Origin of the sequence: Brevibacterium sp. S22, from assembly GCF_004745485.1 — a bacterium.
Classification (GTDB): Bacteria; Actinomycetota; Actinomycetes; order Actinomycetales; family Brevibacteriaceae; genus Brevibacterium.
This window is the reverse complement of sequence record NZ_RHFG01000018.1, coordinates 1-25,925: the sequence shown is the minus strand read 5'-3', so window position 1 is coordinate 25,925 and position 25,925 is coordinate 1. Positions and strand designations below refer to the sequence as shown.

The following is a 25,925-nucleotide window of genomic DNA, read 5'->3' as shown; positions in this document are numbered from 1 at the left end:
CCTATCGCCCGGGGGTCCTGAGCAGATACCTCGCCGAGGTGGCCCCGCCGTCCACCCGGATGCGGCCCTGTCCGTCGGCCACCGAACCGCCGGGCGCGCGGTGATTGTGCCAGCGCGGCGGTGCGGTAAGTTGTTGGCTGTGACGTTATTGACCGCCCGCGATATCCGCGAAACAGCCGCTGAGATCGGTCTGCGCCCGACGAAGCAGAAGGGCCAGAACTTCGTCATCGACCCCAATACCGTGCGCTCGATCGTCACCGCCGCCGGGCTCGAGGAGGCTTCGAACGTCGTCGAGATCGGTCCCGGACTCGGCTCGCTGACCCTCGGTCTGCTCGAAGCCGGTCATTCCGTCACCGCGGTCGAGATCGACGAGGTGCTGGCGACGAAGCTGCCGAGCACCGTCACGAAGTTCGCCGGCGGCGATGCGCCGTTCCAGTTGGTCAACGCCGATGCGCTCAAGGTCACCGAACTGCCGGCCCCGAACGACAGCAACGCTGCGGACGGCAGGGCCGCTGCTGACGGCCCCGACGCGCTCGTCGCTAATCTGCCCTACAACGTGGCCGTGCCCGTGCTGCTGCACTTCCTCGAGACCTTCCCGAATCTGCAGACCGTCCTCGTCATGGTGCAGCTCGAAGTCGCCGAACGGCTTGCCGCCGATCCGGGCTCACGCACCTACGGAGTTCCCAGCGTCAAAGCGCAGTGGTACGGAGACGTGCAGCTGGCCGGGAAGATCGGCAAGAACGTGTTCTGGCCGGCACCGAACATCGACTCCGGTCTGGTGCGCATCGACGTCACCCGCACCGATCGTGACCCTGTGCACCGGCACCGCCTCTTCACTCTCATCGACGCCGCCTTCGCCCAACGCCGCAAGACCCTGCGTGCGGCCCTGTCCGGATGGGCCGGCAGCCCGCAGCGGGCCGAAGAGCTGCTCACCGCGGCCGGAATCGACCCGAAGACCCGGGGCGAGGCACTCACCGTCGCCGACTTCGAGCGTCTCGCCGCAGAGGACCCCTCACCATGACCACCCCGCTGCATCCACCCTCGATGATCCCGGCCCCGGTGAGAGTTCAGGCTCCGGGGAAGATCAACATCCACCTCGGTGTGGGTGCGGCGACCGACGGATACCACGAGCTCGCGACCGTGTTTCAGGCTCTCAACCTCGGCGAGACCCTGACCCTCATCCCGGGCGGAACACGGTCGATCATCGTCCAGGGACGCTACGCGGATGCCGTGGTCCCGCTCGATGAGTCGAACTTCGCCAGACGTGCCGTCGACCTCCTCATCACCGCCCTCGAAGGCGACCGTGACGTCGATGTGCTGCGCGACCTCGACATCGTCATCGACAAGCAGGTGCCCGTGGCCGGCGGAATGGGCGGGGGATCAGCCGACGCAGCCGCCGCCCTCGTCGGGGCCGCCCACCTCGTCGGAGGCGTCGACGAGGCGATCCTCCACGACTGCGCGGTCACCGTCGGCGCCGACGTCGCGTTCCTCCTGCGCGGGGGCACGGCCATTGGCCAAGGCCGCGGGGAACAGCTGAGCCCCGTGCTCACCCGCGGAACCTTCCACTGGGTGATGGCCACCTCGGCGTGGCCCCTGCCCACCCCGGATGTCTATGCCCGCTTCGACGAACTCAACCCCGATCCGGCCCCCGCCGCCGTGCCCGACCAGGTTCTCAAGGCGCTCGCCGCCGGTGAACCGGACACACTCGCCGAGCACGCGGCGAACGACCTCACCGAGGCGGCCGTGTCCTTCATGCCCGAAATCGCCGAGGTGATGGAAGCCGGCCGTGATGCCGGAGCTGTTCTGCCCCTGCTCAGCGGCTCGGGTCCGACCATCGGCTTCCTCGCCCGCGATGCCCACCATGCCCTCGACCTGGCCGTACTGCTGCAGGCCACGCGGGGCGTCAACGAAGCGCTGCGCACCACCGGACCCGCCCCCGGCGCGCATATCGTGGACGGCGACTGACCGTGGGGGAGAAGAACACCACCCCCGCCGAGGCGGGCGGAAGTCCGAACGCGAACTCCCCGGACTCGGGCCCGGAGAACCGCGGCAACCTCCACGAACGACTGCGCGACCAGGTGGGGCAGGACATCGTCGCCGGACGCCTCGCCGCCGGGATGATCATCAAAGCCGAGGACCTGCGCGCCCGGTACGACGTGTCACTGTCGGTGGTGCGCGAAGTCGTCCGAGTCCTCGAGTCCTTGGGTATGCTGCAGCCGATCCGTCGGGTCGGCCTCGTCGTGCTCGCGATGAGCGAATGGATGCTGCTCGACCCCCTCGTCATCCGCTGGAGGATGACCGAAGCACCCGCCAGGCAGCTGCGTTCGCTGACCGAGTTGCGAGTGGCCATCGAACCCGAAGCGGCCGGTCTGGCCGCACAGCATGCTCCGGCAGAAGCCGCCGAAGAGATCATGGGTCTGGCCGCCCGGATGCGAGCAGCGGGCAGACAGGGCGACGTCGAAGCGTTTCTCGACGCCGATGTGGCCTTCCACCGGGCGGTGCTCGGCGCCGGAGGAAACGAGCTCTTCGCGGCCTTCGACACCGTCATCGGAGAGATCCTGTCCGGCCGCACCGGGGCAGGACTGATGCCGAAGTTCCCGCACCCGGATGCCCTGCAATGGCATTTCGACGTCGCCGACGCCATCGGCGGACAGGACGCCCAGAGGGCCAAAGGGGCGATGGCGAAGATCGTGGCGAAGGCCGACGCGGAGATGGGCAGCGTCTGGGCCGACGAACCCCGACATGCAGGCAGCTGAGAACCGGGCCTAGAACAGGCTGACGACTCCGTAGAGAGCGAGGCTGAACAGGAATCCGACGGTGCCCAGCAGCGTCTCGGCGACGGTCCAGGTCTTCAGCGTCGTCTTCGTGTCCATACCGAAGAACCGGGAGACGAGCCAGAATCCGGAGTCGTTGACGTGGCTGGCGAAGACCGAACCGGCGGCCAACGACAGCACGATCGCCACGACCTGCAGACTCGAGAAGTCCGGATTGCCGACGACGATCGGCTGGACGAGAGCCGCCGCGGTCGTCAGCGCCACCGTGGCCGAACCCTGGGCGATGCGCACGATCGCGGCGATCACGAAGCCGGCGACGATGACGGGCAGACCGAGGGCCGCGAGCGAATCGGCCAGCGAATCGCCGATGCCGCTGGCGCGCAGCACTCCGCCGAACATTCCGCCGGCACCGGTGATGAGGATGATCGAGCACACCGGGCCGAGCGCGGAGTCGACGACGGTCTCGATGAGTGAATGGTCCTTCCTCTGCTTCCATCCGAGCAGCCACATGGCGATGACGACGGTGAGGAGCAGGGCGATCGGGGTCTCGCCGAGCAGTCGCAGGGAGCTGATGAGCACCGAGTCGGTGTCGACCCATCCGGCCTCACCGGCGAAGTTCAGTCCGGTGTTGAGGAAGATGAGCACGAGCGGGAGGATGAGGAGGAAGAGCACGTGGCCGAGCTTCGGGCGGGAAGCGAAGTCCGCATAGGCGCCGTCCTTTCCGCCCGAGAGGACGGCGGGCACTGCGACGTCGATGCGTCTGCCGATGATGATGCCGAACAGATACCCGGTGAGGTACCAGGCTGGGATGGCGATGATGATTCCGCAGATGAGGACGAGCCCGACGTTCGCGCCGAGCAGTCCGGAGGCCGCGACGGGGCCGGGGTGCGGGGGCACGAAGATGTGCATGGCGGAGAATGCCATCGCCGCCGGCATCGCATAGAGCAGCAGGGATCCGCCGAGGCGGCGCGCGATCGTGAAGATGATCGGCAGCATGACGACGAGGCCGGCGTCGAAGAAGATCGGGAAGCCGAAGAGCAGCGAGGTCACGCCGAGGGCGAAGGGCGCTCGCTTCTCGCCGAAGAGGCGGATGAGGGCGTCGGTGAGCACCTCGGCGCCTCCGGAGAGTTCGAGCATCCGCCCGAGCATCGCACCGAGTCCCACGAGCAGGGCCACGCTGGCCAGGGTGGACCCGAAGCCGTCGTAGAGGACGTCGATGAGGTCGCCGGGCATGATCCCTGAGGCCAGCGCCGTGATCACGCTGACGATGACGAGGGCGATGAAGGCATGGACCCGTGCCTTGATGATGAGCAGGAGCAGCACAGCGATGGCTGCCGCTGCGATTCCCAGCAGGGCCGGCGTGGACAGAGTCCAGGCCAGTTCGAGTTCGGTCATTGTTCCTCTTCCTTGAGGTCAGGCGGATGTGCGGACAGTGGACGGGACGATCATCGGGTCAGCCGTTCGACGGACTCGAGGATCGCATGGAGGACATCGGGGATCGAACGGTCGACGTCGACGGTGGCATGGGCCTCTTCTGCGGTGAGCGGTTCCAGTGTGGCCAGCTGGGAGTCGAGCAGATCGGGGGACATGAACTCGTGGTCACGGCGGGCCAGATGGTCGGCGATGACGTCGCGAGGCCCGTCGAGGTGGATGAACACGAGCTCGGGTGCGGACCTGCGCAGCTGATCCCGGTAGGCACGTTTGAGGGCGGAGCAGGCGATGACCGGGGCTGGGGTGCGGGCCGCTTCGACGGCGACGCTGTCGAGCCAGGGCGCCCGATCCTCATCCGTCAGCGGCACACCGGAGCCCATCTTCGCTTTGTTGGCAGCGGAGTGAAGGTCGTCAGCGTCGACGAAAGGGCGATCGAGGACTTGCGCCACCTGCGCGCCGAGGACGGTTTTGCCGGTTCCCGAGACACCCATGATGACGAGCGGTGGAAGGAAAGGGCTGTGACCCATCACCGAAACCTCTCGATAAAATATGAAGAAATATCTATAATCAGTTATTAAAACAGATTTATAGCACCGTAGTGCTGGTGGGAAGCGACTGTCAACACTGCTGATCCAGGGAAGAGGAATGCTCATGAAGGCCGATGTCGCGGTGATCGGAACCGGCGTGATGGGATCGAACCTGGCCCGCAACCTCGCCCGTCAGACGGGCCGTCGGGTGGCGGTCTACGACCGCGACGTCGAACGCGCCGAAGGGCTGGCCGCGGACTTCCCCGACGCCGAGTTCATCGTCGCCGCCGACCCGGATGACCTGGCCGGGAAGCTCGCCGAACCGCGGGTCGCCATCCTCATGGTCAATGCCGGACACGCCACGGATTCGGCGATCGGCGACCTCGACGAGGCGTTCGCCCCCGGTGACATCATCGTCGACGGCGGCAATTCCCATTTCCAGGACACGATCGCGCGCGGGCAGCGCCTCGAGGGCACCGGCATCGAATTCGCCGGGGTCGGAATCTCCGGGGGAGAGGTCGGTGCCCTGCTCGGCCCCTCCCTCATGGTCGGCGGATCGGAGGCCGCATGGCAGCGCCTGCGACCCCTGCTCGAGCCGATCGCGGCGAAGGCAGGAGACGCGGCCTGCGTCGATCACATCGGCACCGACGGGGCCGGGCACTTCGTCAAGATGGTCCACAACGGCATCGAATACGCCGATATGCAGCTCATCAGCGAGGCCTTCACTCTCCTGCGCGACAGCCTCGGGCTGACTCCCGCCGAGATCGCCGAGGTCTTCGCCGACTGGAACACCGGAGACCTCGAGTCCTACCTCGTCGAGATCACCGCCGACGTCCTCGCCCACGTCGACGCGGAGACGGGGCGGCCCTTCGTCGACATCGTCGCCGATGCTGCGAAGGCCAAGGGCACGGGTGCGTGGACGGCGCAGGTCGGACTGGATCTCGGGGTACCGGTGCCCACCATCGCCGAGGCGGTCTTCTCCCGTTCGCTGTCATCCGCAGTCGATCTGCGCGCCGAGGGACTCCGCCTGGCCGGTCCCCGTCCCGGCACTGCATTCTCCTCCTCGTCTGCAGCCGAACGTGCGGACCGCATCGACGAGATCGGCAGCGCCCTGCTGCTGGCCAAGGTGATGGCCTACGTGCAGGGATTCCACGAGATCGCGGCCGGGGCGAGCGAGCACGGCTGGGACATCGACCTCGGCGCGCTCGCCGGAATCTGGCGGGCCGGGTGCATCATCCGAGCACGCCTGCTCGATCGCATCGTCGAGGCTTTCGACGCGCCGAACCCGCCGAAGAATCTGCTCGCCGCCGACTATGTCCGCGACGTCGCCGACCGGTGCCAGGAATCCCTGCGCTCGACCGTGGTCCAGGCGATCGGCCACGGCATCGCCGTGCCCGGCCTGGCATCGACCCTGTCCTACTTCGACGGACTGCGCACCGAGGCGGGAAGCGCGGCACTCATCCAGGCCCAGCGCGACCGTTTCGGTTCGCACACCTATGCGCGCACCGACCGTCCGGGGATCTTCCATACGCTGTGGTCGGGGGATCGCAGCGAAGTCGAGGTCTGATCGCCGCGGCCGCCTCGGTGAGGGGCGAGACCGACGGTGGGCCGCCTCGGTGACGGTCGATTCGGTCTCACTCATCGACTGTGGTGGCCCGAATGGCGGACTGTCGATATGTTAGAGCCATGACTTTGCCACACGAAGATGTTGACCCGGACGGCCTGCTCGAATACTCGGTGGTCTTCACCGACCGATCGCTGAACCATATGTCGCAGCGGTTCGTGTCCGTGATGCAGGAGATCAACCGGATCCTGCGCTCGGCCTACGATGCCGACAGCGTCGCCATCGTCCCAGGTGGAGGCAGCTACGCCATGGAATCGGTGGCCCGTCAGGTGGCCACCGGCAAGAAGGCGCTGATCGTGCGCAACGGTCTGTTCTCCTTCCGCTGGTCGCAGATCCTCGACGCCGGTGCCATCGCCTCCGAGACGACCGTGCTCAAGGCCTCCCCGGACAGCGCCGAGCACCAGTCCGCCTGGTCGCCCGCCCCCGTCGCCGAGGTGGTCGCCGCCATCGAGGCCGAGAAGCCCGATGTCGTGTTCGCTCCCCACGTCGAGACCGCCTCGGGGATGCTTCTGCCCGACGACTACATCCGGGCCGTTGCCGATGCTGTGCATTCGGTCGGTGGTCTGTTCGTCCTCGACTGCATCGCCTCGGGCGCGATGTGGGCGTCGATGACCGACCTCGGCGTCGATGCGCTCATCTCCGCTCCGCAGAAGGGGTGGAGCGGTTCGCCGTGCGCCGGGTACGTCATGCTCAGTCAGGCAGGCCGTGCCGCCGTGGAATCCTCGACGTCGACGAGCTTTGCGATGGACCTGAAGAAGTGGCTGTTCATCGCCGACGAATACGAAGAGGGTCGGGCGCCGTACCACGCGACGATGCCCACCGATGCTCTGGCGCACAATGCCAAGCTCATGGCTGAGAGCGAGGAGCGCGGCTTCGACAAGCTCGAATCGGCTCAGCGTGAGCTCGGTGAGCGGGTGCGGGCCGTCTTCGCCGAACGCGGACTTCCCTCGGTTGCCTCGGATGAGTTCGCCTCGCCGAGCGTGGTCGTCGTCCACACCGACAACCCGAAGCTCGCCACGGGTGCCAGCTTCAAGGAGGTCGGGGTACAGATCGCTGCCGGCGTGCCGCTGCAGTGCGATGAGCCCGAGGACTTCTCGTCCTTCCGCATCGGCCTGTTCGGACTCGACAAGCTCAGCGACATCGACGGCACGATCACGCGCCTCGAGGCGGCTCTCGACTCGATCGGCGTGACGCCCCAGGGCTGAGCGTTGCCGGGGACGGGAGACCGACTGCGATGAGTGTGACGTGATGGCTGTCGGCCTCGCGCAAGTCGCCCTGCAGGTGAAGGACCTCGACGATGCGATCGCCGATCGTGCTGCCGATCGGATCTACTCTGAGATGGCCAGCTATGTCGACGTGCCGCGTGCTGAACTGCTCACATCCGTGCGCACGAATGCTGCACGCGCCGTCGAGGTCCTCACTGCAGGCACCGTTGTCGAGGCTGAAGAGGTGCCCGAATCGCGTGCGACCACTCGAGCCCGGATAGATCAGAACGTTCCCATCGAGGACATCATTCGGGCATATCGAATCAGCCTCAACGTCGTCCATGACGCATTCATCGCGGAAGCAGAGCGTCAGGGTCTCGAACCACAGCAGACTTTGACGGGCTCGACGTTGCTATGGCAACTCGGAGACTGGTTCACCACCGGGGCGGCGGCAGAGTACCGATACCGGGCGGGGGCCGCCGCGCTGCGCGAATCCTTCGCCACGGCCGCTCTGATCCGCAGCCTCATCGACTCCGAAGAGCCAGGACCGGATGTCCTCCTCAAGGCTCGTCGCTACGGGCTCACTGATGACTGCGACTACGCCATCATCATCTGTGCGGCGCCGGAAGAGCCTGGAGGTGAGCACGGGTTCAAGCACGCCGGACCGAGTGTTGAGTCCCTCCAGTTTTCCGGCTCGGATGGTCGGCGGCAGGCCGTGGTGGCACAGATGGATGATCGCATCGTTGGGATCGTGGCCCGCACCCCGTCTGCATCAGCGGCACCGGTCGCCGTAGGACCCTTCGTCCCTCTGCCACGGATTGCAGAATCCGCGAGAATCTGCGAAAGGGTGTGGACGGTCGCCCAGCACAGTCAGCCGGGAGTCCACTCGCTCGCGGACATCACATGGCAGATCGCAGTGCCTGCACAGACCGATCTCAACCGACACCTCGTCGATCGCTACATCTACCCTCTTCATCCTCACACTGCCGCCGGTTCCGACGTGTTGGAAACGGTGCGCACCTGGATTGCCACGGTGATGAATGTGAAGAAGACCGCTGAGGTGCTTCACGTTCACGAAAACACAGTGCGGTATCGAATGCAGCGTTTCCACGATGCCGTCGGCCTCACCGAACTGGGAGCGAAAGAGCTGCTCGACATCACGTGGGCGCTGGCGGCGTTCGACCTCGACGAGAACTGAAGAAGACTCGCCTCTTTCTTACGCGGTAATGCAAGAAGGTATTTAGAGAAAACTCTGAAAATATCCTCGGTCTTTCAGAGTCCTCACCGTTCAATCCGGAACTGCATCATGCGAGCATTGTCGTATTCTGCAAATCTAACCGCAGTCAACGACGACAACGGAGTTCTCCAGTGACATCGACGCCTACCCCCGCCTCGGCCCAAGACATTTCGACATTCGCGCAGCTGTGGGCGGCTGCCTCAGAACGTGTTGCCGACCGCGAGTTTCTTCTCTTTCGGGAGAAGAACGGCGATGTCCCTTCTTGGACCTATGGCGAGTTCGATGCGATTGTCGACAAGGTGGCTGCGACTCTGGTGGATCTCGGCGTGAGACCGGGATCGTCGATCCATCTCTGCCTGAAGAACTGCCCGGGTTTCATCGCGCTGTGGCTGGCTGCCGCTCGTATCGGCGCTTGGATCGTCCCCGTTGATCCAGCGTCGGCGAAGAACGACATCACCACTCAGATCTCCAGAGTGGCGCCCGTGCTCGGCATCTGCAGCTCAGAACGCGCAGAGGTCTACCGGCAGGGAGCGGTCGACTATCCGCAGCTGCCGATCATCGATCTTACGGAGACATCAGCAGATCTCTTCCCCGGCGCTCCGCTCGTGCAGGCTCCGGATGACCTGGTCGGACGGGCAGATGTAGTCGAGTCAGGTCGGGTCGACAAGACCGAGCGTATCGAGCCGAAGCCCGTTGACCGGCTGGCGGTGATGTTCACTTCGGGAACCACCTCGCAGCCCAAGGGCGTCGTCCTCACCCAGGCGAATTACCTCGAAGTCGCCGAGCGTATGGCCGAGGCCGCCGACCTTGAAGCCACACACCGCTGGTACGTGACCCTGCCGCTGTTTCACGCAAACGCACAGTACTACTGCTTCTCTTCGGCGATCCGGGTCGGAGCCTCGGTGGCTTTGACCGCGGACTTCTCCGCGAGTCGGTGGGTCGAGTGGGCGCGAGAGCTCGAAGTGACGCATGCGAGCCTCTTCGCTGCCCCGATCCGGATGATCCTTGCCCGCACCCCTGCCAAACAGGTGCCTGCCGAACTTGAACATGTCTGGTACGCGCAGAACCTGGCACCCGACCACCATGCGGTCTTTGCCGGTCTGGTCGGGGTCGCTCCCCGGCAGCTGTATGGCATGACCGAGACGATCGCGATCGTCAGTTACGACCGTTCGCGACCCCCACGTTCTGAGGTCATCGGCCAGCCGCTGCCGAACCGTCGAGTCGAACTCCTAGACCCTGTGGACAGGCGGCCGGCCGCTGCCGGTCAGATCGGAATGATTGCTGTGGCGGGGGAGCGCGGGAGGGACCTGTTCCTCGAATACCTTGACGACCCGTCGACGACGGCAAAGGCCTTCCACACCGATGAGGAAGGCACCGAATGGCTGCTCACCGGCGACCTCGCGCGTCGCGACGAACGCGGTATCCTCACCTTCGTCGGACGCGTCGACGACGTCATCAAGGTCTCGGGCGAAAATGTCAGTCTCACCGAGGTCGAAGCCGCACTGGCCCAGGCCCCTGGCGTGCTCGAAGTCGCCGTAGTTGCTGTACCAGACCCGATCCGCGACGTAGTCCCGCACGCCTACGTCGTCCCCGCTGATGCCACAAGCGGAGTCGACATCGACCAGTTGAAACAGTGGGCCGAGGAGAATCTCGCTCCCGCAGCACGTCCGCGCGAATGGCACATCCTCGACGAGCTTCCGCGGACCAGTGTCGGCAAGATCCGTCGTTTCAAGATCGGAGCGCAAGCGCAGAAAGCGCTCTGACCCGCCCAATACGGCACCGCGGAACGGAGTGCCGAATGAAGCATTCCCAGTGTTCAACGAAGACACACATCATTTCAGCGCAACGATGCGCAGAAAGAAGGAACAGCAATGGCCGAAATCACGATCACCGAGGCTGATGGGACCCGTCGCAGACGAGCCTTCGTCGGCGCCGTCACCGGGCATGTCATCGAATGGTACGACTACGGAATCTACGGATTCCTCGCCGTCTACATGGGGCAGCTCTTCTTCGCCTCTGAAAATCCGACAATCTCTTTGCTCAGCAGCTTCGCCGTCTTCGCCCTGAGCTTCTTCATCCGGCCGCTCGGAGGGCTCTTCTTCGGACCCATGGCCGACAAGATCGGCCGCAAACAGACTCTCCTCGTCGTCCTCATCTGCATGGCTGGTTCGACCTGCCTCATCGGTCTGCTTCCGACCTATGCCACCATCGGCATTGCCGCGCCCGTTCTCCTCGTCCTGCTTCGCTGCATACAGGGATTCTCAGCCGGTGGAGAGATCGGCACAGTAACAAGCTTCCTTGCCGAATATGCCGGCCCCGGAAAGCGCGGTCATTCGACGAGCTGGCTGATGACCACCGCTGTCCTCGGTCTGCTGCTCGGCAGCCTTATCGCCAACGGCATGTCCGCGATGCTCGGTGAGTCGGCAATGCTGGCCTGGGGATGGAGGATTCCCTTTCTCTTCGCGGGCGTGCTCGGCACGATCTCCATCTACATCCGCCTCAAGCTGGAAGACAGCCCGGAGTTCCTCGCCATTGTCGCAGCCGGTGAGAGCTCGGAGGCTCCACTGCGCGAAACCATGGCGTGGGGTCGGGCGATCATGCTCGTATTCTGCATCATCACCGTTCACGCTTCGATCTTCTACCTCGTGTTGACCTACGCCTCGACATTCATCGGCGAGATGCTGCAGTTCTCAAGCTCGGTGCGCTTCTGGTTCATCATCGGCGCCTGCCTGCTGGCGGCGGCGGTCATGCCGATCGGGGGAATGATGTCGGATAGGTGGGGTCGCAAGCCCGTGTTGCTCGTTTCCGGTGTGGCCGCGACCCTGTCGATGCTGTGGTTCTTCCTGGCGGCACCTGGCGCGACACCGCTGAGCTTCTTCTTCCCGCTGATGGCCTGCGCACTGTCGTTCGGCTTCTATGCCTCGTCGACGTACGCCACGATGACCGAACTCCTGCCGACGAAGATCCGGTCGACCGGCATCGCTGTGGCCTACAACCTGCCTGTCGCGATCTTCGGGGGCAGTGCCCCGCTCATCGCCGCCTGGTTCATCTCGACCACCGGTGACATCACCTCGCCTTGGTACTTCTTCGTCGCCACCGGAGTGTTGTCGCTTGCGGCGTTGCTTGTCCTTCGGCCCGACGACTTCACAAGGGCCGAACAGGTGCAGGCAGTGCGCGTCGACAAGAACCTCACTGCTGAAGCGATCTGAGCCACAACGGTCTTCACCGTCCTACTGGCGGTAGAAACACTCAGCGCCATAACCTCCCGTTGCAACGAGGGGTGATGGCGCTGAGTGTATGTGGCGTGGCTACCGGTGAGGGACGCTCAGCTTCGGGTAGGGCTGTCCACTCGATTCTCCGGTAGGCAAATGTAGAAATCCTCGTGCGAAATCAACATTTGTCTACCGGAAAATCCGAACCTGCCTCAGGCAGTGTCGCCGAGGGCGACGACGTTGTCGGCCAGCCGTTCGTTGTCGCCGTACATGAAGTGGTTGCGCATGTTCTCGGAGAACCGGCTGGCATCGGTGGTCAGTCCGACGGCCTCGGCGACCTCGCGGATGTGCATCGGGGTCGCGCCGCAGCACACGCCGATGTAGTTGACACCCAGGTCGAAGGCTTCCTTGGCGAATGCACCGATCTCGTAGCGGTTGGTCTGCAGCGGATCGAGAGCGGTGGGGAACGTGCGTCCGTGCGGGGAGGCCACCTCGGCGCGGGGGTCGGAGAGGTTGAAGAACGTCGGCTCATTCTCCGTGGTGCGGTAGGGGATCGGCAGGGCGCCGACGTGACAGGACACGGCCGCGCGGATCTGCTTCAGCCACGGCAGCATCGTCGCGGGTCCGCGGAAGCAGTTGAGTCCGACGACATCGACGCCGAGCTGTTCGAGCTTCTGCGCGGTCTCGAGGATTCCGATGCCGTCGGCCATCTCCTGGAAGGCCATGGGTGCCAGCGTGAGGACGACAGGCAGGCCGCTGGCCTTGGCGATCTCGGCGGCGGCGATGGCCTCACCGGCGAAGTAGAAGGTCTCGCCGATGATGAGGTCCGCGCCTTCCTCGACCGCCCAGGCGACCATTTCGGCGAACATGGCCCGGACCTCGGCCTGCTTGGACTCATCCGCGGGGTCCCAGATGTTCGAGTTCGAGATGTTGCCGGCCATGAAGTTCCCGGGCTTGGCGTCCGCAACGCTGCGGGCGATCTGCAGGGCCGAGCGGTTGAGCGGTTCGAGGAGGTCCTCCTTGCCGATGACGCGCATCTTCTCGCGGTGCCCGTTGTAGGTGAAGGCCTCGACGATGTCGGAGCCGGCGCGCTGGAAGTCGACGTGCAGGGAGCGCAGGGCGTCAGGGAATTCGAGGGCCACCTCGGGGACGAACTCGCCGGCGGACAGGTATCCGCGCTTCTCGAGCTCGAACAGAAAGCCTTCCGCGCAGATCACGGGGCCGGCGTCGAGGCGTTGGGTCAGGGCGTTGGTCGCGGTCATGGATGCTCTCCGATTCGATGGTGGGGTCGAAGCCCGGGCGAGCGGCCCGAACCTGCACATCACACCATCATTCGGCGAAGCGATGTCCGTCACATCGACATAAAACGACGTCGATCGCCATGAAAGGACACGTCCCTCGCCGAGGCGGCCCGACCACACGCATGCACAGCTGAGTTCCTGTGGGGTCCGATGGGGATCAGGGATCGCCGAGGCGTTCCGAGAGTCAGTGTTCGTCGCCGCTGAGGTAGACCGGGAGGCGACGGTAGCGCACTGCTCGCTGGGCGGAGCCGGCGGGCACTTCCTGTGTGGTTTCGTAGATGGCGTTGTTCTGCGGGACCTCGTGCGAGCCGGGCAGCGGGTACGGTTCGGCCGCAACCGGCGCAGGGGAGGCGAAGGACTGCTGTTGGGCCGGCTGCTGTTCATGACCGGGGGAATGTTGGTAGCCGACTCCGGGCAGCGGCTGCAGGCCGAACCCCTGCCGATCCGGACCGTCGCCCTCACTGTAGGAATTCCCGGGGTGATAAGCGTCGCCGGGATAGTGGGCATCGCCCGGCTGCCCACCGAACCGGTCGAAGGGACCCTGCGCGAAGTTTCCCGGGTCGAATGGTTCCTGGTCGTCGGCACCCGAGTAGGCTCCGGCAGCGGTCGCTCCACCGCGACCGCCACCCCGACTGCCACCGTCATGCCCGCCGCGACCGTCACCCCGACCGCGACCGGCGCCACCGCCGCCGCGACCGTCGGAGTCCTTCGGGCGCAGGAACGGGAACGGCATGAGCAGCAGGCCCGTCACCGTCGAGGACCACCAGCGCAGGGCGCGTTCGAACGGCCCCCAGGACAGCAGACCCGTCCACACCACGGCCAGTGCCACACAGATGAGGAGGACGATGGCGTCGTGGAGGACATCGCGGCTGTCATCGAGCACCGGCTGAAGACCGCGGACGACGAAACCGTGGAGGATGTAGACGGCCAGGCTGTGTTTGCCGATCGTTGCGATCGTGTCCTTCGTATTGCTCAGCCACGACAGCAGAGCCAGCGTCAGCAGCACCGCTCCGATGTCCACGATGAGGCGCAGTCCCACGCCTTCGGGAACGCTGACGTCGAAGTGCGCGAAGTTGAGGCTGCCGTAGAGCCAGTGATGATCGACCTGGTCGAGATAGAAGTATCCGACAGCTCCGAGAGCAGCGGCGCTGAAGAAGAGCTTCTGCCAGATTGCGAGGCTGCCCGCCCAACCGATGATCTGCTTGCCGTAGAGCTTGCCGATGACGAAGAACGGCCAGAACGCCATAGTCCGAGCCGCAGAGAGTTCGGTGTCGAGGATCGGCAGCATGCCGCCGAAGAGACCGAGCACGAGTGAGGCGACGAGCATCGTGCGCGGGAAGCGTTCGATGAAGGGAACCGTGATCATCCACCACGCCATCGACAGCAGGAACCACGTGTACCAGAACGGAGTGAGGAGGCTGTAGTCGGGATCGAGCCCGAAGGCCCACATCCACACCCACATCAGCGGCAGCACCGTCGCCAACAGAACGAAGTAGGTCAGCACCCGCTCGGCCAGTCTGTTCGACTTCGCCGTGATACCTGCGAGGAAGACGAACGCCGGCATATGGAACATGTAGATGAAGTACATCGGTGCGCCCAGGATCGGCGACTCCCAGGGCCCGGTCCGTGCGAGAAGGTGGCCCAACACCACCAGGAAGATGAGTATTCCTTTGGCGCGGTCGATGCGATAGTCACGTGTTGACACGCCGACACACTACCCCACCTGACCGGATTACGGGAACGTCTGCACGCTCGCCGAGGCGGCCGTCGAGCCTCCTGTGACCGTGCACTCCCGTCATTCGATGGGAGGTTCGAACGCCTAGCTGCGGGAGGCGCAGTCCACGCATTTCGCGGCGTAGGGCCGGGCCTGCAGCCGCGCCTCGGCGATAGGCATGCCGCAATCGCAGCAGATCCCATAAGTGCCCTCATCGAGCCTGGTCAGCGCTTCAGCAACAGCGTCGAGGCGGTCCTTCGTCTGCTCGAGCAGGGTCGCGGCCTGCGATCTTTCGAAGGCGAGAGTCGCCCCTTCCGGATCGTGTTCATCATCGCTGTTGTCACCCTCCCGGGCTGCCGAGACCTCGTCGATGCCCTCCGTCAGGCGTGCGATGAGCGTCTGCGCATCCGCCCGCTCACCCTCGAGCAGGTCCCGCACCTTCGCTTCGTCAACCATCGTCGTCTCCTCGACTCCGTTCTGCCCCGCCGCCGTTCGTCACCCCGAACGGCTCAGGCCTCCAGCGCCTCGGACGCCTCGAGCCAGCGCATCTCGAGCTCGTCGAGTTCGTCCTGGGACTCCCGGATCGCCGAGGTGAGCGCGCCGAGTCCTTCGAAGTCCGTCTGTTCGTGGGCGGCCATCTCCTCGTGCTTCTTCGCGATCCGAGCGGTGAGCTTCTCCATGCGCCGCTCGAGTGAGGACAGTTCCTTCTTCGCCGCCCGCGCCTCAGCGCCGGTGAGCTTCGAGGCCGATCCGTCGCTCGCCGAGGCGGCCCCGCCGGAACCGTTCCCGTCGGCTCCCGCGGTGGCCCCGTTCCGGCTCGCACCGTTTGTGGCAGAACCACCGGAACGGGCCGCCTCGGCCCGCAGTCGCAGGTACTCCTCGACACCGCCGGGAACATGGCGCAGCCCGTGATCGAGGATCGCGTACTGCTGATCGGTGACTCGCTCCAACAGATAGCGGTCGTGGGAGACGACGATGAGGGTGCCGGGCCAGGAGTCGAGGAGGTCCTCCATCGCGGCGAGCATGTCCGAGTCGACATCGTTCGTCGGCTCATCGAGGATGATGACATTCGGTTCGGCCATGAGCAGCAGCAGAAGCTGGAGTCTGCGTTTCTGCCCGCCGGAGAGTTCCTTGACCCGAGCGGACAGATGCTCCTTCGCGAAGCCGAGGCGTTCGAGCAGCTGGGCGGGGGTGAAGTCCTTGCCCTCGATGGTGAACGAGGTCTTCGATTCGGAGAGGACCTCGCGGACGCGCGAATCGGCGATCCTGCCCAGGTCCTTGAACTGCTGATCGAGTACACCGATCTGCACCGTCTTCCCGCGTTTGACCCGACCGGCATCGGGTTCGATCTCGCCTGAGACCAGACTGAGCAGGGTCGACTTCCCGGCACCGTTGGGGCCGAGGATCCCGGTGCGCTCACCGGGACCGATGCGCCAGGTGACATCGTCGAGGATCGTGGTCTCACCGAAGTGTTTGGACACTTCGAGCAGGTCCACGACATCCTTGCCCAGTCGGGCAGTGGCCATCTTCTTCAGCTCGATCGGATTGCGCACCTCGGGCTCATCGGCGATGAGCTGGTTGGCCGCCTCGATGCGGAACTTCGGCTTCGACGTCCGGGCGGGGGCACCCCTGCGCAGCCACGCGAGTTCCTTGCGCATGAGATTCTGTCGCTTCGCCTCGGTGGCGGCAGCGATCCGGTCGCGCTCGACCCGCTGCAGGACATAGGCGGCATAACCGCCTTCGAAGGGTTCGACGATGCGGTCGTGGACCTCCCAGGTCTTCGTGCACACTTCGTCGAGGAACCACCGGTCGTGGGTGACCAGCAGCAGGGCTCCGGCGTTCTTCGGCCAACGGCTGCGCATATGATTCGCCAGCCAGGCGATGCCGTCGACGTCGAGGTGGTTCGTCGGCTCGTCGAGGATGAGCATGTCCCAATCGCCGATGAGCAGAGCGGCCAGGGCCACCCGCCGGCGCTGACCGCCGGAGAGCGAGGAGATCCGTGCGTCCCAATCGAGGTCGGCGATGAGACCGGAGATGATGTCGCGGGCCTGCGGGTCGGCGGCCCATTCGTGATCGGCGGCATCACCGACGACGGAGAATCCGACCGTGGCCTCGTCATCGAGGTCATCGCGTTGGCCGAGCATGCCCAAGCGCAGACCGCCGCGGTAGGTCACTCGCCCGGAATCGGGCTCGATGGTTCCGGCGAGTATGCCCAGCAGACTCGACTTGCCGTCGCCGTTGCGGCCGACGATGCCGATCATGTCGCCGGTCTCGACGCCGAGGGTGACGGAGTCGAAGACGACGCGAGTGGGGTATTCGAGATGGAGGGCTTCAGCCCCGAGGAGATGTGCCATAACGCCCTCAAGCCTAGTTCACTCGGACACCGAGCCGTTCACTCGGATGCGCAGACCGGCCGCCTTCGTTCCCGCCTCCGGCGTCTCAAAGATGGCCTGGTCACTGCTCGCATTTCGGACGGATGAGTCCCCGCCGTGACGGATTATTGCGTTTTCGTATCGGTGTCCGCGATTGAAGTGCTAGCAGGGCTTCCGAGAGCTCGGAAGTGCATTAGACTGGCCGAAACTCACCAAAATATGACAGTTCGTCCAGTGGTTTCACATTTTCGGCAGGGGCAGATAGGGGCCTCGACCGTGTCCGCTGTCTGTAATCAGAAAAGAGAAGACGTGAAGAAACTCGCTTCCGCGGTGTCGATGATCGCCGCATCCGCCCTGGTCCTCTCGGCCTGTGGCTCAGGTGGAGACTCGAGCTCCGACTACCTGGCCTGCATGGTCTCCGACTCCGGCGGTTGGGACGACCAGTCGTTCAACCAGTCCGGCAAGGAGGGCCTGGAGAACGCAGTGAAGAACCTCGGCATCGAAGAGAAGGATGCGGAGTCCCAAGGCGATGCTGACTTCAAGCCGAATGTCGACAACATGGTCCAGGCCGGATGCAACCTCACCTTCGGCGTCGGGTTCCTCCTCGAGGACACGATCCAGGAAGCCGCCGAAGCGAACCCGGACCTCAACTTCGCGCTCATCGACTCCACGTTCTCCGACGCTGACGGCAAGCCGGTGACGCTCGACAACGCCAAGGCCGTCGTCTTCAACACCGCCGAGGCCGCGTACCTGGCCGGCTATGTTGCGGCCGCCACCTCGGAGTCCGGCAAGGTCGGCACCTTCGGCGGTATCCAGATTCCGTCGGTGACGATCTTCATGGACGGCTTCGCCGATGGTGTGGACAAGTTCAACGAGGACAACAAGGAAGACGTCAAGCTGCTCGGCTGGAACAAGGAGAAGCAGGACGGATCGTTCTCCGGTGACTTCGAGAACCAGGGCCAGGGCCAGGAGCTGACCAAGCAGCTGATCTCGCAGGGTGCCGACGTCATCATGCCCGTCGCCGGACCCGTCGGTCTCGGTGCCGCGGCGGCCGCGAAGGACGCCGGTGACGTCAACCTCGTGTGGGTCGACTCCGATGGCTACGAGTCGACCGAATACGGCGACATCATCCTCACCTCGGTGGTCAAGCAGATCTCGCAGGCCGTCGAAGACACCATCAAGGAAGGCACCGAGGACAATTTCTCGAACGAGCCCTACGTCGGCACTCTCGAGAACGAGGGCGTGGGCCTTGCCCCGTACCATGACTTCGAGGACGAGGTTCCCGAAGACGTGAAGAAGAAGGTCGAAGAGCTGAAGAAGCAGATCGTCGACGGCTCACTGACCGTCGAGTCGGAAAGCACGCCGAAGTAAGCTCGTCGGTTAAACTGCAGGGCCGAGTTCTTTCGGCCCTGCAGTTTTCAAGTTTGTGAGGAGAACCGGAAGCAGTGAAACTCGAGCTTCGCGGGATGACCAAGGTGTTCGGATCGTTTGTGGCCAATGACCACATCGATCTCACCATCCAGCCGGGCGAGATCCACGCCCTGCTGGGTGAGAACGGCGCGGGCAAATCCACAATGATGAATGTCCTCTACGGACTCTATGACGCCGATGGGGGAGAGATCCTCATCGACGACGAGCCGGTGAAGTTCTCCGGCCCGGGCGATGCCGTGGCCGCGGGAATCGGCATGGTCCATCAGCATTTCATGCTCGTGCCCGTGTTCACCGTCGCCGAATCCGTGGCGCTGGGCTACGAGCCGACGAAGAGTCTCGGGCTCCTCGACATCGCCGAGGCGCGGAAGAAGGTCATCGAGATCTCTTCGCGCTTCAATTTCCATCTCGATCCCGATGCCCTCATCGAAGATCTGCCGGTCGGTGCGCAGCAGCGCGTGGAGATCATCAAGGCCCTGTCCCGGAATGCCGAGATCCTCATCCTCGACGAGCCCACGGCTGTGCTCACCCCGCAGGAGACCGACGAACTGATCTCGATCATGCGCCAGCTCAAGGAGCAGGGCACCTCGATCGTGTTCATCACCCACAAACTCCGTGAGGTCCGTGCGATCGCGGATTCGATCACGGTCATCCGTCGCGGCAAGATCGTCGGTGAGGCCTCCCCGGACTCCACCGAGGCCGAACTGGCCAGCCAGATGGTCGGCCGTGCCGTGTCGCTGACGACCGAGAAAGATGCCGCCGACCCCGGCGATGCGACCTTCCAGGTCCGCGGGCTCACCGTCGTCGACAAGGCCGAGAACGTCGTCGTCGACGATGTGTCCTTCGACGTCCGCCGCGGTGAGATCCTCGCAGTCGCCGGCGTCCAGGGCAACGGGCAGACCGAACTGGCCGAGACGATCATCGGCCTCACCGATCCTCGGCTGGGCACGATCACCCTCGACGGGAAGGACCTCGTCGGCGAATCCGTGAAGGACCGCCTCGGCGCGGGTGTCGGCTTCGTTCCCGAGGATCGGTCGACCGACGGCATCATCGCGGAGTTCGCGATCCGCGAGAACATGATCCTCGACGTCTACGATCGCGAACCCTATGCCAAGGGACTGAATCTGCAGCCGAAGGTCATCACCGAAGAGGCGAGAGACAAGGTCGAGGAATTCGACATCCGCCTCGGCAGCGTCTCGGACCCGATCTCGACCCTGTCGGGCGGCAACCAGCAGAAGGTCGTGCTCTCCCGCGAGCTCGGTCGCGATCTGCGTCTGTTCATCGCCAGCCAACCCACCCGCGGGCTCGACGTCGGGTCGATCGAATTCGTGCACAAGCGCGTCATCGCCGAACGCGATTCCGGCACGCCCTGCATCATCGTCTCGACCGAACTCGACGAGGTCTACGGGATCGCCGACCGCATCGCCGTGATGTACGCCGGGCGGGTCGTCGGCATCGTCGGACCAGAAACCTCACGAGAGGCGCTGGGCCTGATGATGGCCGGCGTTCCCGCCGACGAAGCCCTCGAAGCGACGGCGGACTCGACGACCGGCCCTGCAGACGATGCGGAACCGGCCGCCGCCTCGACGGATGATGACGACTCAGCCAGCACCTCGGCAGAGGAGAACAAATGACGACTGATATCTCACCGGCCGCCCCATCGCCGGCGCCGCCGCCGTCGGTCGAAGCCGAGGACGGCAAGCAGCAGAGTCTGCTGCAGGAGATCCTGTCGGGCTCCTGGCTCGTCTCGCTGCTGGCGGTCGTGGTCGCGCTCCTCCTCGGCGGTGTCCTCATCGCTGTGTCGAACGCCGAGGTCGTGGCGGCCGCGGAGAACTTCTTCGCCGCCCCGGGCGAGTTCTTCTCCACGCTCTTCCAGACCGTCGGCAACGCGTATTCCGCACTGTTCCGCGGTGCGGTCTTCGATTGGGAGGCGCGCACCACCGAACGTGCCATCCGCCCGCTGACGGAGTCGATGGTCTCGGGCACCCCGCTCATCCTCACCGGTCTGGGCATCGCTCTGGCCTTCCGCTGCGGACTGTTCAACATCGGCGGGCAGGGTCAGGTCATCCTCGGCGCGACCATCGCCGGGTTCCTCGGCTACGCGATCTCCCTTCCTCCGATCGTGCACATGCTCATCGCCGTCATCGGCGGCATCGTCGGCGGTGCGATCTGGGCCGGCATCGCCGGTGTGCTCAAGGCGCGGACCGGAGCCAACGAGGTGATCGTGACGATCATGCTCAACTCGATCGCCGGCTACGCACTGGGCTACCTGCTCAAGCAGAACTGGTTCACCCACACGAACTCCGCGAACCCGCAGTCACGCGTCATCGATGACTCCTCGCAGATGTTCCTGCTCCTGCCGCCGCCGTTCCGCCTCCACTTCGGGTTCATCATCGCGATCCTCGCCACGATCTTCGTCTGGTGGCTGCTCGAGCGGTCGACGATCGGCTTCGAGTTCAAGGCCGTCGGTGCGAACCCGCATGCGGCCCGGACCGCAGGCATCTCCGTGTCCAAAGTCACTGTGACGGTCATGATCGTCGCCGGTGCCCTGGCCGGGCTCGGCGGTGCCGCCCAGGTGCTCGGCACCGAATTCAAACTCACCGGCGGAATCAGCGGATCGATCGGCTTCGACGCGATCACCGTGGCCCTGCTGGGCCGGTCGAAGCCGCTGGGCACGCTCCTCGCCGGTCTGCTCTTCGGTGCGTTCAAGGCCGGCGGTTACCTCATGCAGTCGCAGACGGGAACGCCGATCGACATCGTCCTCGTCGTCCAGTCCGTCATCGTGCTGCTCATCGCGGCCCCGCCCCTGGTGAGGTCGATCTTCCGGTTGCCCACACCGGTGCTCAAGCGGAAGGAGGACTGAGATGACTGCTCAGACCGTGGACAACACACCTTCGCAGGTCAAGGCGCTTGCGCCGATCGCCTGGAAGTTCCCGATCGTCTACACGATCCTCGCCCTCGTGTCCTTCATCTTCTTCGGCCTCATCGGCCGGGATGGTGAGACGACCTTCCGGGTGGCCACCGGCGGTGACTTCTTCGCCATCCCCGACGTCGTCATCTCCTCGACGGCGGCCGGACTGGCCTTGGGCATCATCGTCGTCATCATGGCCGCCGTGTCGATCTATGTGGCGATCAAACGCATCAGCCTCGGCTCCTGGTTCCCGATGCTCTTCGGAATCCTCTTCGTCGTGTCCTTCCTCGCCTGGGCCGGCGGCGGATCCGGCGGCGTCATCCCGCTGACCACTCTGCTCGCCGGAGCCCTGGCACTGTCCGTGCCGCTGATCTTCGGCGCCATGTGCGGTCTCGTCGGTGAGCGTTCGGGCATCATCAACATCGCCATCGAAGGTCAGCTGCTGGCCGGTGCGTTCCTCGCCGCCGTCGTCGCCTCCGTGGTCAAGAACCCCTACGCGGGTCTGCTCGCCGCCCCGATCGCCGGTGCGCTGGTCGCTGTGGTGCTCACCTTCTTCGCGGTGAAGTACTGGGTCAACCAGATCATCATCGGCGTCGTCCTCAACGTCCTCGTCGTCGGCGTCACGAGCTTCCTCTACTCGACGGTGCTCACTCAGGATCCGGAACTGTGGAATGCCCGCCAGAAGCTGCCGAATCTGCCGATCCCGATCCTGTCCGACATTCCGGTGCTCGGACGGGTGCTCTTCGACCAGAACATCCTCGTCTACATCATGTACGTCGTGGTCATCGCTCTGCAGATCTTCGTCTTCCGCTCGAAGTGGGGTCTGCGGATGCGCGCCGTCGGCGAGCACCCGAAGGCCGCGGACACCGTCGGCATCAAGGTCAACTTCACCCGTGTGCGCAACACTCTGCTCGCCGGTGCGATCGCCGGACTCGGCGGTGCCTTCTTCACGGTCGGCTCCGGATTGGCCTTCGGCAAGGAGATGTCGGCCGGACAGGGCTATATCGCCCTGGCCGCGATGATCCTGGGCAAGTGGAATCCGAAGGGGGCGCTGCTGGCGGCACTGCTGTTCGGATTCTCCAAGAGCCTCGGCAACACCCTGCAGTCCATCGGCACCCCCGTGGCCAACGAACTGCTGCTCATGCTGCCCTATATCGTCACCGTCTTCGCCGTCGCCGGCTTCGTCGGCCGGGTCCGCCCACCGGCCGCGGAAGGTGTTCCCTACGTGAAATGAGCCCCACCTCGGCGATGGGATGAATCCCACCGATGGACCGGGGCGACCGGGTCCGCCCGAGAGTTCGGCGCACCCCCTCGACACACCAACAGTCACACCGTGAAGGAAGAGGTATCCCCATGACTGTCCCCGACACCGACGCATCCGAGCACGTCTGGAGCGACGAACCCACCCCGGTCCGCCCCGATGACCTCAGCGAGGGCACCTGGGAGCTGCTGCGAGCCGAAGCGAAGCGGGCCATGGCGAAGGCCTATGTGCCGTATTCGTCGTATTCCGTGGGCGCGGCCGCGCTCGTCTGCGACGGGCGCATCGTCAGCGGCTGCAACATCGAGAACGCTTCTCTGGGCGTGACCCTGTGCGCCGAATGCTCGCTCGTGTCCGATCTGTTCATGTCCGGCGGCGGCCGGCTCGTCGCCTTCGACTGCGTGGACGGGGACGGCAACACCCTCGCGCCCTGCGGTCGGTGCCGGCAGCTGCTGTTCGAACACGGCGGCAACGACCTCGTGCTCAACATGCCCAGCGGACGTGTCCCCATGTCCGCGGTCCTGCCCGAAGCATTCGGACCCGAGCATCTCAGCGCAGCCCGCGGCGATCACACCGCGAAACACTGACGATTCCACCCTCGCCGAGGCGGTCGACCGTGACCGTGCCACCGCCAGGTGGATGGGTTCGGGCGGTGGAGGAATCGCCTCGGCGGGTCCACCAGCACCGGTGGGAGCACCGCCTCCGATGGGAGCACCGCCTCGGCGGTCAGATGAACGATGACAGAGAAGGAATGAGACTGTGACAGTAGAGGCATTCGACGCCGTCGACGTCATCGCGACGAAACGCGACGGGAGGGTACTCAGCAGGGAGCAGATCGATTGGATCATCGACGCCTTCACCCGCGGTGCCGTCGCCGATGAGCAGATGGCGGCACTGGCCATGGCGATCTTCATCAACGATATGGAGCCCGGCGAGATCGCCGACTGGACGCAGGCGATGATCGACTCCGGTGAGCGCATGGACTTCTCGTCCCTGTCCCGACCGACCTCGGACAAGCATTCGACCGGGGGAGTCGGCGACAAGATCACCCTGCCCCTGGCTCCGCTCGTTGCGGTCTTCGACGTCGCCGTGCCGCAGCTCTCGGGCCGCGGCCTCGGTCACACGGGTGGGACCTTGGACAAGCTCGAGTCCATTCCCGGGTGGCAGGCGGGCCTGAGCAACGAGGCGATCCTGTCCCAGCTCGAGGACATCGGCGCCGTCATCTGCGCGGCCGGGTCGGGTCTGGCTCCGGCGGACAAGAAGCTCTACGCCCTGCGTGACATCACCTCGACGGTCGACTGCATCCCGCTCATCGCCTCGTCGATCATGTCGAAGAAGATCGCCGAGGGCACCGGCGGTCTCGTCCTCGACGTCAAGGTCGGGTCCGGTGCGTTCATGAAGGATCTCGGTATGGCCGGCCAGCTCGCCCGGACCATGGTCGAGCTCGGCAAGGCCGCCGGCGTGAAGACCTCGGCGCTGCTGACCGACATGTCGACTCCGCTGGGGCTGACCGTCGGCAATGCCCTCGAGGTCCGCGAGTCCGTGGAGGTCCTCGCCGGAGGCGGTCCCGCCGACGTCGTCGACCTCACGGTGGCTCTGGCCGAGGAGATGCTGCGCCTGGCCGGGAAGACCGACGTCGACGTGCGGGCCGCACTAGCCGATGGGCGCGCCATGGACAAGTGGAATGCGATGATCCGAGCCCAGAATGGCGACCCTGCCGCCGCCCTGCCCGTGGCCGGGCACACCGAGGTCGTCACGGCGACCGATTCCGGGGTGCTGACGACGCTCGATGCGCTGTCGGTGGGAGTCGCCTCGTGGAGGTTAGGCGCCGGCCGCGCTCGGAAGGAAGACCCGGTCCAGGACGTGGCCGGAATCGAACTCCATGCGAAGCCCGGGGACACGGTGACGGCCGGTCAGCCGCTCATGACCCTGCACACGGCGACACCCGAACGCTTCGCCCGCGCGATCGAAGCGCTGGACTCCGCGGTCGAGATCGGCGGGGATGCCGCCTCGGTGCCGGAGTCGATCGTGTTCGAGAAGATCACCTGAGCCTGATCGCACGCCGTCGTCGGTTCCCTGCCGGCCTTAAGCCCCGCTACTCTGAAGCCACTGCACCACTTCATTTGGAGGAACTCATGACCAGCCGAAACGATGTCGCCGCGATCATCGACCACACTCTGCTCAAACCCGAAGCCACACCCGCCGATGTCGAGGCGCTCGTGGCCGAGGCGAAGGAACTCGGGGTGCTCGCGATCTGCGTGTCCCCGTCGATGCTGCCGATCACCGATCCGGGAGAGATCGTCGTCGCGACCGTCGTCGGTTTCCCCTCCGGCCAGGTCAAGCCTGAGATCAAGGCCGCCGAGGCCAAGCGCGCCGTGGCCGATGGTGCTGCCGAAGTCGACATGGTCATCAACATCGGCCAGGCCATCGCCGGGGACTTCGACGGCCTCGAGGCCGACATCCGCGGAGTCGTCGAGGCCAGCGGAGACTCTTTGGTCAAGGTCATCATCGAATCGGCAGCGCTGAGCGATGAGCAGATCGTCGAGGCCTGCCGCCGCGCCGAGGCCGCCGGGGCCGGATTCGTCAAGACCTCCACCGGTTTCCACCCGGCAGGCGGTGCCAGCGCACACGCAGTGGGCCTCATGCGTGAGACAGTGGGTGACCGCCTCGGCGTCAAGGCCTCCGGCGGAATCCGCACCGCAGAGGCGGCGGAAGAGATGATCGCCGCCGGTGCGAGCCGCCTGGGTCTCTCCGGCAGCGCCAAAATCCTCAACTCCCTCTAATTACTACCTGACGGCGGCTCTGCAACCTCGATCCTTCTATGTCTTGTCAAGCAGGTTGAGGAACGGTATCTAGCGCGTTGAGGATCTTGTAGACCCGACGCGCTAGATACCATTTGAGCTTGCGTCGGATTTCCTTCTTCGACTTCTT

At 65.1% G+C, this 25,925-nt stretch carries 21 protein-coding genes; 15 read left to right on the top strand and 6 right to left on the bottom strand.

The annotated features are described in order from the left end of the window. Positions 1-139: 139 nt before the first annotated feature. The 3 genes from rsmA to EB835_RS14095 are packed head-to-tail and all read left to right on the top strand — an operon-like array spanning position 140 to position 2,756. Positions 140-1,021, top strand: coding sequence for a 16S rRNA (adenine(1518)-N(6)/adenine(1519)-N(6))-dimethyltransferase RsmA (rsmA, locus tag EB835_RS14105; RefSeq protein ID WP_135810094.1), 882 nt, complete (start codon positions 140-142; stop codon positions 1,019-1,021). Further along, entirely contained in the window at positions 1,018-1,965 is a 948-nt protein-coding gene (locus EB835_RS14100; RefSeq protein WP_135810093.1) for a 4-(cytidine 5'-diphospho)-2-C-methyl-D-erythritol kinase, read from the top strand. Before rsmA ends, EB835_RS14100 begins: the two co-directional genes overlap by 4 nt. A gap of 2 nt (positions 1,966-1,967) precedes the next feature. Beyond that, positions 1,968-2,756 (top strand): FadR/GntR family transcriptional regulator, encoded by a 789-nt coding sequence (locus tag EB835_RS14095; RefSeq protein WP_240688753.1) that lies wholly within the window; start codon positions 1,968-1,970, stop codon positions 2,754-2,756. A 9-nt stretch (positions 2,757-2,765) separates the two neighbouring features. Here the strand turns inward: EB835_RS14095 and EB835_RS14090 are convergent, their stop codons facing one another. Both EB835_RS14090 and EB835_RS14085 read right to left on the bottom strand, forming a co-directional pair. Continuing rightward, positions 2,766-4,169 (bottom strand): GntP family permease, encoded by a 1,404-nt coding sequence (locus tag EB835_RS14090; protein WP_135810092.1) that lies wholly within the window; start codon positions 4,167-4,169, stop codon positions 2,766-2,768. A gap of 50 nt (positions 4,170-4,219) precedes the next feature. After that, positions 4,220-4,732: a gluconokinase gene (locus tag EB835_RS14085; protein ID WP_205749946.1), complete on the bottom strand. Its 513-nt coding sequence runs from the start codon at positions 4,730-4,732 to the stop codon at positions 4,220-4,222. A 124-nt stretch (positions 4,733-4,856) separates the two neighbouring features. Here EB835_RS14085 and gndA point away from each other — a divergent pair, with 124 nt between their 5' ends. The 5 genes from gndA (at position 4,857) to EB835_RS14060 (ending at position 12,007) form a co-directional block, all read left to right on the top strand. Beyond that, on the top strand, positions 4,857-6,299 hold the full coding sequence (gene gndA / locus EB835_RS14080) for an NADP-dependent phosphogluconate dehydrogenase (protein WP_135810091.1): 1,443 nt from the start codon (positions 4,857-4,859) through the stop codon (positions 6,297-6,299). Between the two features lie 119 nt (positions 6,300-6,418). Then, positions 6,419-7,561: a pyridoxal-phosphate-dependent aminotransferase family protein gene (locus EB835_RS14075; protein ID WP_135810090.1), complete on the top strand. Its 1,143-nt coding sequence runs from the start codon at positions 6,419-6,421 to the stop codon at positions 7,559-7,561. Between the two features lie 43 nt (positions 7,562-7,604). Further along, complete coding sequence (locus tag EB835_RS14070; RefSeq protein WP_135810089.1) at positions 7,605-8,759, top strand: PucR family transcriptional regulator; 1,155 nt, start codon at positions 7,605-7,607, stop codon at positions 8,757-8,759. Between the two features lie 170 nt (positions 8,760-8,929). Next, positions 8,930-10,561 carry a class I adenylate-forming enzyme family protein gene (locus tag EB835_RS14065; protein ID WP_205749945.1) on the top strand — a complete coding sequence of 544 codons (1,632 nt, stop codon included), beginning with the start codon at positions 8,930-8,932 and terminating at the stop codon, positions 10,559-10,561. A gap of 108 nt (positions 10,562-10,669) precedes the next feature. Continuing rightward, a complete protein-coding gene (locus EB835_RS14060; protein ID WP_135810088.1) occupies positions 10,670-12,007 on the top strand; it encodes an MFS transporter in 1,338 nt (445 codons plus the stop codon). Positions 12,008-12,222: 215 nt separating this feature from the next. On the opposite strand, the gene EB835_RS14055 is transcribed toward EB835_RS14060, so the two are convergent. From EB835_RS14055 to EB835_RS14040, 4 genes are all read right to left on the bottom strand, one after another. Then, complete coding sequence (locus tag EB835_RS14055; RefSeq protein WP_135810087.1) at positions 12,223-13,272, bottom strand: homocysteine S-methyltransferase family protein; 1,050 nt, start codon at positions 13,270-13,272, stop codon at positions 12,223-12,225. Between the two features lie 223 nt (positions 13,273-13,495). Then, positions 13,496-15,016, bottom strand: a complete 1,521-nt coding sequence (locus EB835_RS14050; RefSeq protein WP_205749944.1) for an acyltransferase family protein — start codon at positions 15,014-15,016, stop codon at positions 13,496-13,498. A gap of 114 nt (positions 15,017-15,130) precedes the next feature. After that, positions 15,131-15,481 carry a TraR/DksA family transcriptional regulator gene (locus EB835_RS14045; RefSeq protein ID WP_135810086.1) on the bottom strand — a complete coding sequence of 117 codons (351 nt, stop codon included), beginning with the start codon at positions 15,479-15,481 and terminating at the stop codon, positions 15,131-15,133. A gap of 53 nt (positions 15,482-15,534) precedes the next feature. Next, the gene (locus tag EB835_RS14040; protein WP_135810085.1) at positions 15,535-17,379 is read right to left on the bottom strand and encodes an ABC-F family ATP-binding cassette domain-containing protein; all 1,845 of its coding nucleotides are present in this window, start codon (positions 17,377-17,379) and stop codon (positions 15,535-15,537) included. A gap of 327 nt (positions 17,380-17,706) precedes the next feature. Here EB835_RS14040 and EB835_RS14035 point away from each other — a divergent pair, with 327 nt between their 5' ends. The 7 genes from EB835_RS14035 to deoC all read left to right on the top strand — a co-directional run bounded on the left by EB835_RS14035 (position 17,707) and on the right by deoC (position 25,777). Then, positions 17,707-18,768, top strand: coding sequence for a BMP family lipoprotein (locus tag EB835_RS14035; RefSeq protein WP_240688752.1), 1,062 nt, complete (start codon positions 17,707-17,709; stop codon positions 18,766-18,768). A gap of 74 nt (positions 18,769-18,842) precedes the next feature. Then, positions 18,843-20,459 carry an ABC transporter ATP-binding protein gene (locus EB835_RS14030; protein ID WP_135810084.1) on the top strand — a complete coding sequence of 539 codons (1,617 nt, stop codon included), beginning with the start codon at positions 18,843-18,845 and terminating at the stop codon, positions 20,457-20,459. After that, complete coding sequence (locus EB835_RS14025) at positions 20,456-21,688, top strand: ABC transporter permease (protein WP_135810083.1); 1,233 nt, start codon at positions 20,456-20,458, stop codon at positions 21,686-21,688. The genes EB835_RS14030 and EB835_RS14025 overlap by 4 nt, the downstream gene beginning before the upstream one ends. A gap of 1 nt (position 21,689) precedes the next feature. Further along, on the top strand, positions 21,690-22,970 hold the full coding sequence (locus EB835_RS14020; protein ID WP_135810082.1) for an ABC transporter permease: 1,281 nt from the start codon (positions 21,690-21,692) through the stop codon (positions 22,968-22,970). Between the two features lie 119 nt (positions 22,971-23,089). Beyond that, complete coding sequence (locus EB835_RS14015; protein ID WP_135810081.1) at positions 23,090-23,581, top strand: cytidine deaminase; 492 nt, start codon at positions 23,090-23,092, stop codon at positions 23,579-23,581. Positions 23,582-23,753: 172 nt separating this feature from the next. Further along, the gene (locus tag EB835_RS14010; RefSeq protein WP_135810080.1) at positions 23,754-25,043 is read left to right on the top strand and encodes a thymidine phosphorylase; all 1,290 of its coding nucleotides are present in this window, start codon (positions 23,754-23,756) and stop codon (positions 25,041-25,043) included. 86 nt (positions 25,044-25,129) lie between these two features. Further along, the gene (gene deoC / locus EB835_RS14005; protein ID WP_135810079.1) at positions 25,130-25,777 is read left to right on the top strand and encodes a deoxyribose-phosphate aldolase; all 648 of its coding nucleotides are present in this window, start codon (positions 25,130-25,132) and stop codon (positions 25,775-25,777) included. Positions 25,778-25,925: the final 148 nt, after the last annotated feature.

Coding starts and splice junctions, on each gene's coding strand:
- EB835_RS14100 (WP_135810093.1), top strand. CDS start 1,018: ATGACCACCCCGCTGCATCCACCCTCGATGATCCCGGCCCCGGTGAGA.
- EB835_RS14090 (WP_135810092.1), bottom strand. CDS start 4,169: ATGACCGAACTCGAACTGGCCTGGACTCTGTCCACGCCGGCCCTGCTG.
- EB835_RS14085 (WP_205749946.1), bottom strand. CDS start 4,732: ATGGGTCACAGCCCTTTCCTTCCACCGCTCGTCATCATGGGTGTCTCG.
- gndA (WP_135810091.1), top strand. CDS start 4,857: ATGAAGGCCGATGTCGCGGTGATCGGAACCGGCGTGATGGGATCGAAC.
- EB835_RS14075 (WP_135810090.1), top strand. CDS start 6,419: ATGACTTTGCCACACGAAGATGTTGACCCGGACGGCCTGCTCGAATAC.
- EB835_RS14070 (WP_135810089.1), top strand. CDS start 7,605: ATGGCTGTCGGCCTCGCGCAAGTCGCCCTGCAGGTGAAGGACCTCGAC.
- EB835_RS14060 (WP_135810088.1), top strand. CDS start 10,670: ATGGCCGAAATCACGATCACCGAGGCTGATGGGACCCGTCGCAGACGA.
- EB835_RS14055 (WP_135810087.1), bottom strand. CDS start 13,272: ATGACCGCGACCAACGCCCTGACCCAACGCCTCGACGCCGGCCCCGTG.
- EB835_RS14045 (WP_135810086.1), bottom strand. CDS start 15,481: ATGGTTGACGAAGCGAAGGTGCGGGACCTGCTCGAGGGTGAGCGGGCG.
- EB835_RS14040 (WP_135810085.1), bottom strand. CDS start 17,379: ATGGCACATCTCCTCGGGGCTGAAGCCCTCCATCTCGAATACCCCACT.
- EB835_RS14025 (WP_135810083.1), top strand. CDS start 20,456: ATGACGACTGATATCTCACCGGCCGCCCCATCGCCGGCGCCGCCGCCG.
- EB835_RS14020 (WP_135810082.1), top strand. CDS start 21,690: ATGACTGCTCAGACCGTGGACAACACACCTTCGCAGGTCAAGGCGCTT.
- EB835_RS14015 (WP_135810081.1), top strand. CDS start 23,090: ATGACTGTCCCCGACACCGACGCATCCGAGCACGTCTGGAGCGACGAA.
- deoC (WP_135810079.1), top strand. CDS start 25,130: ATGACCAGCCGAAACGATGTCGCCGCGATCATCGACCACACTCTGCTC.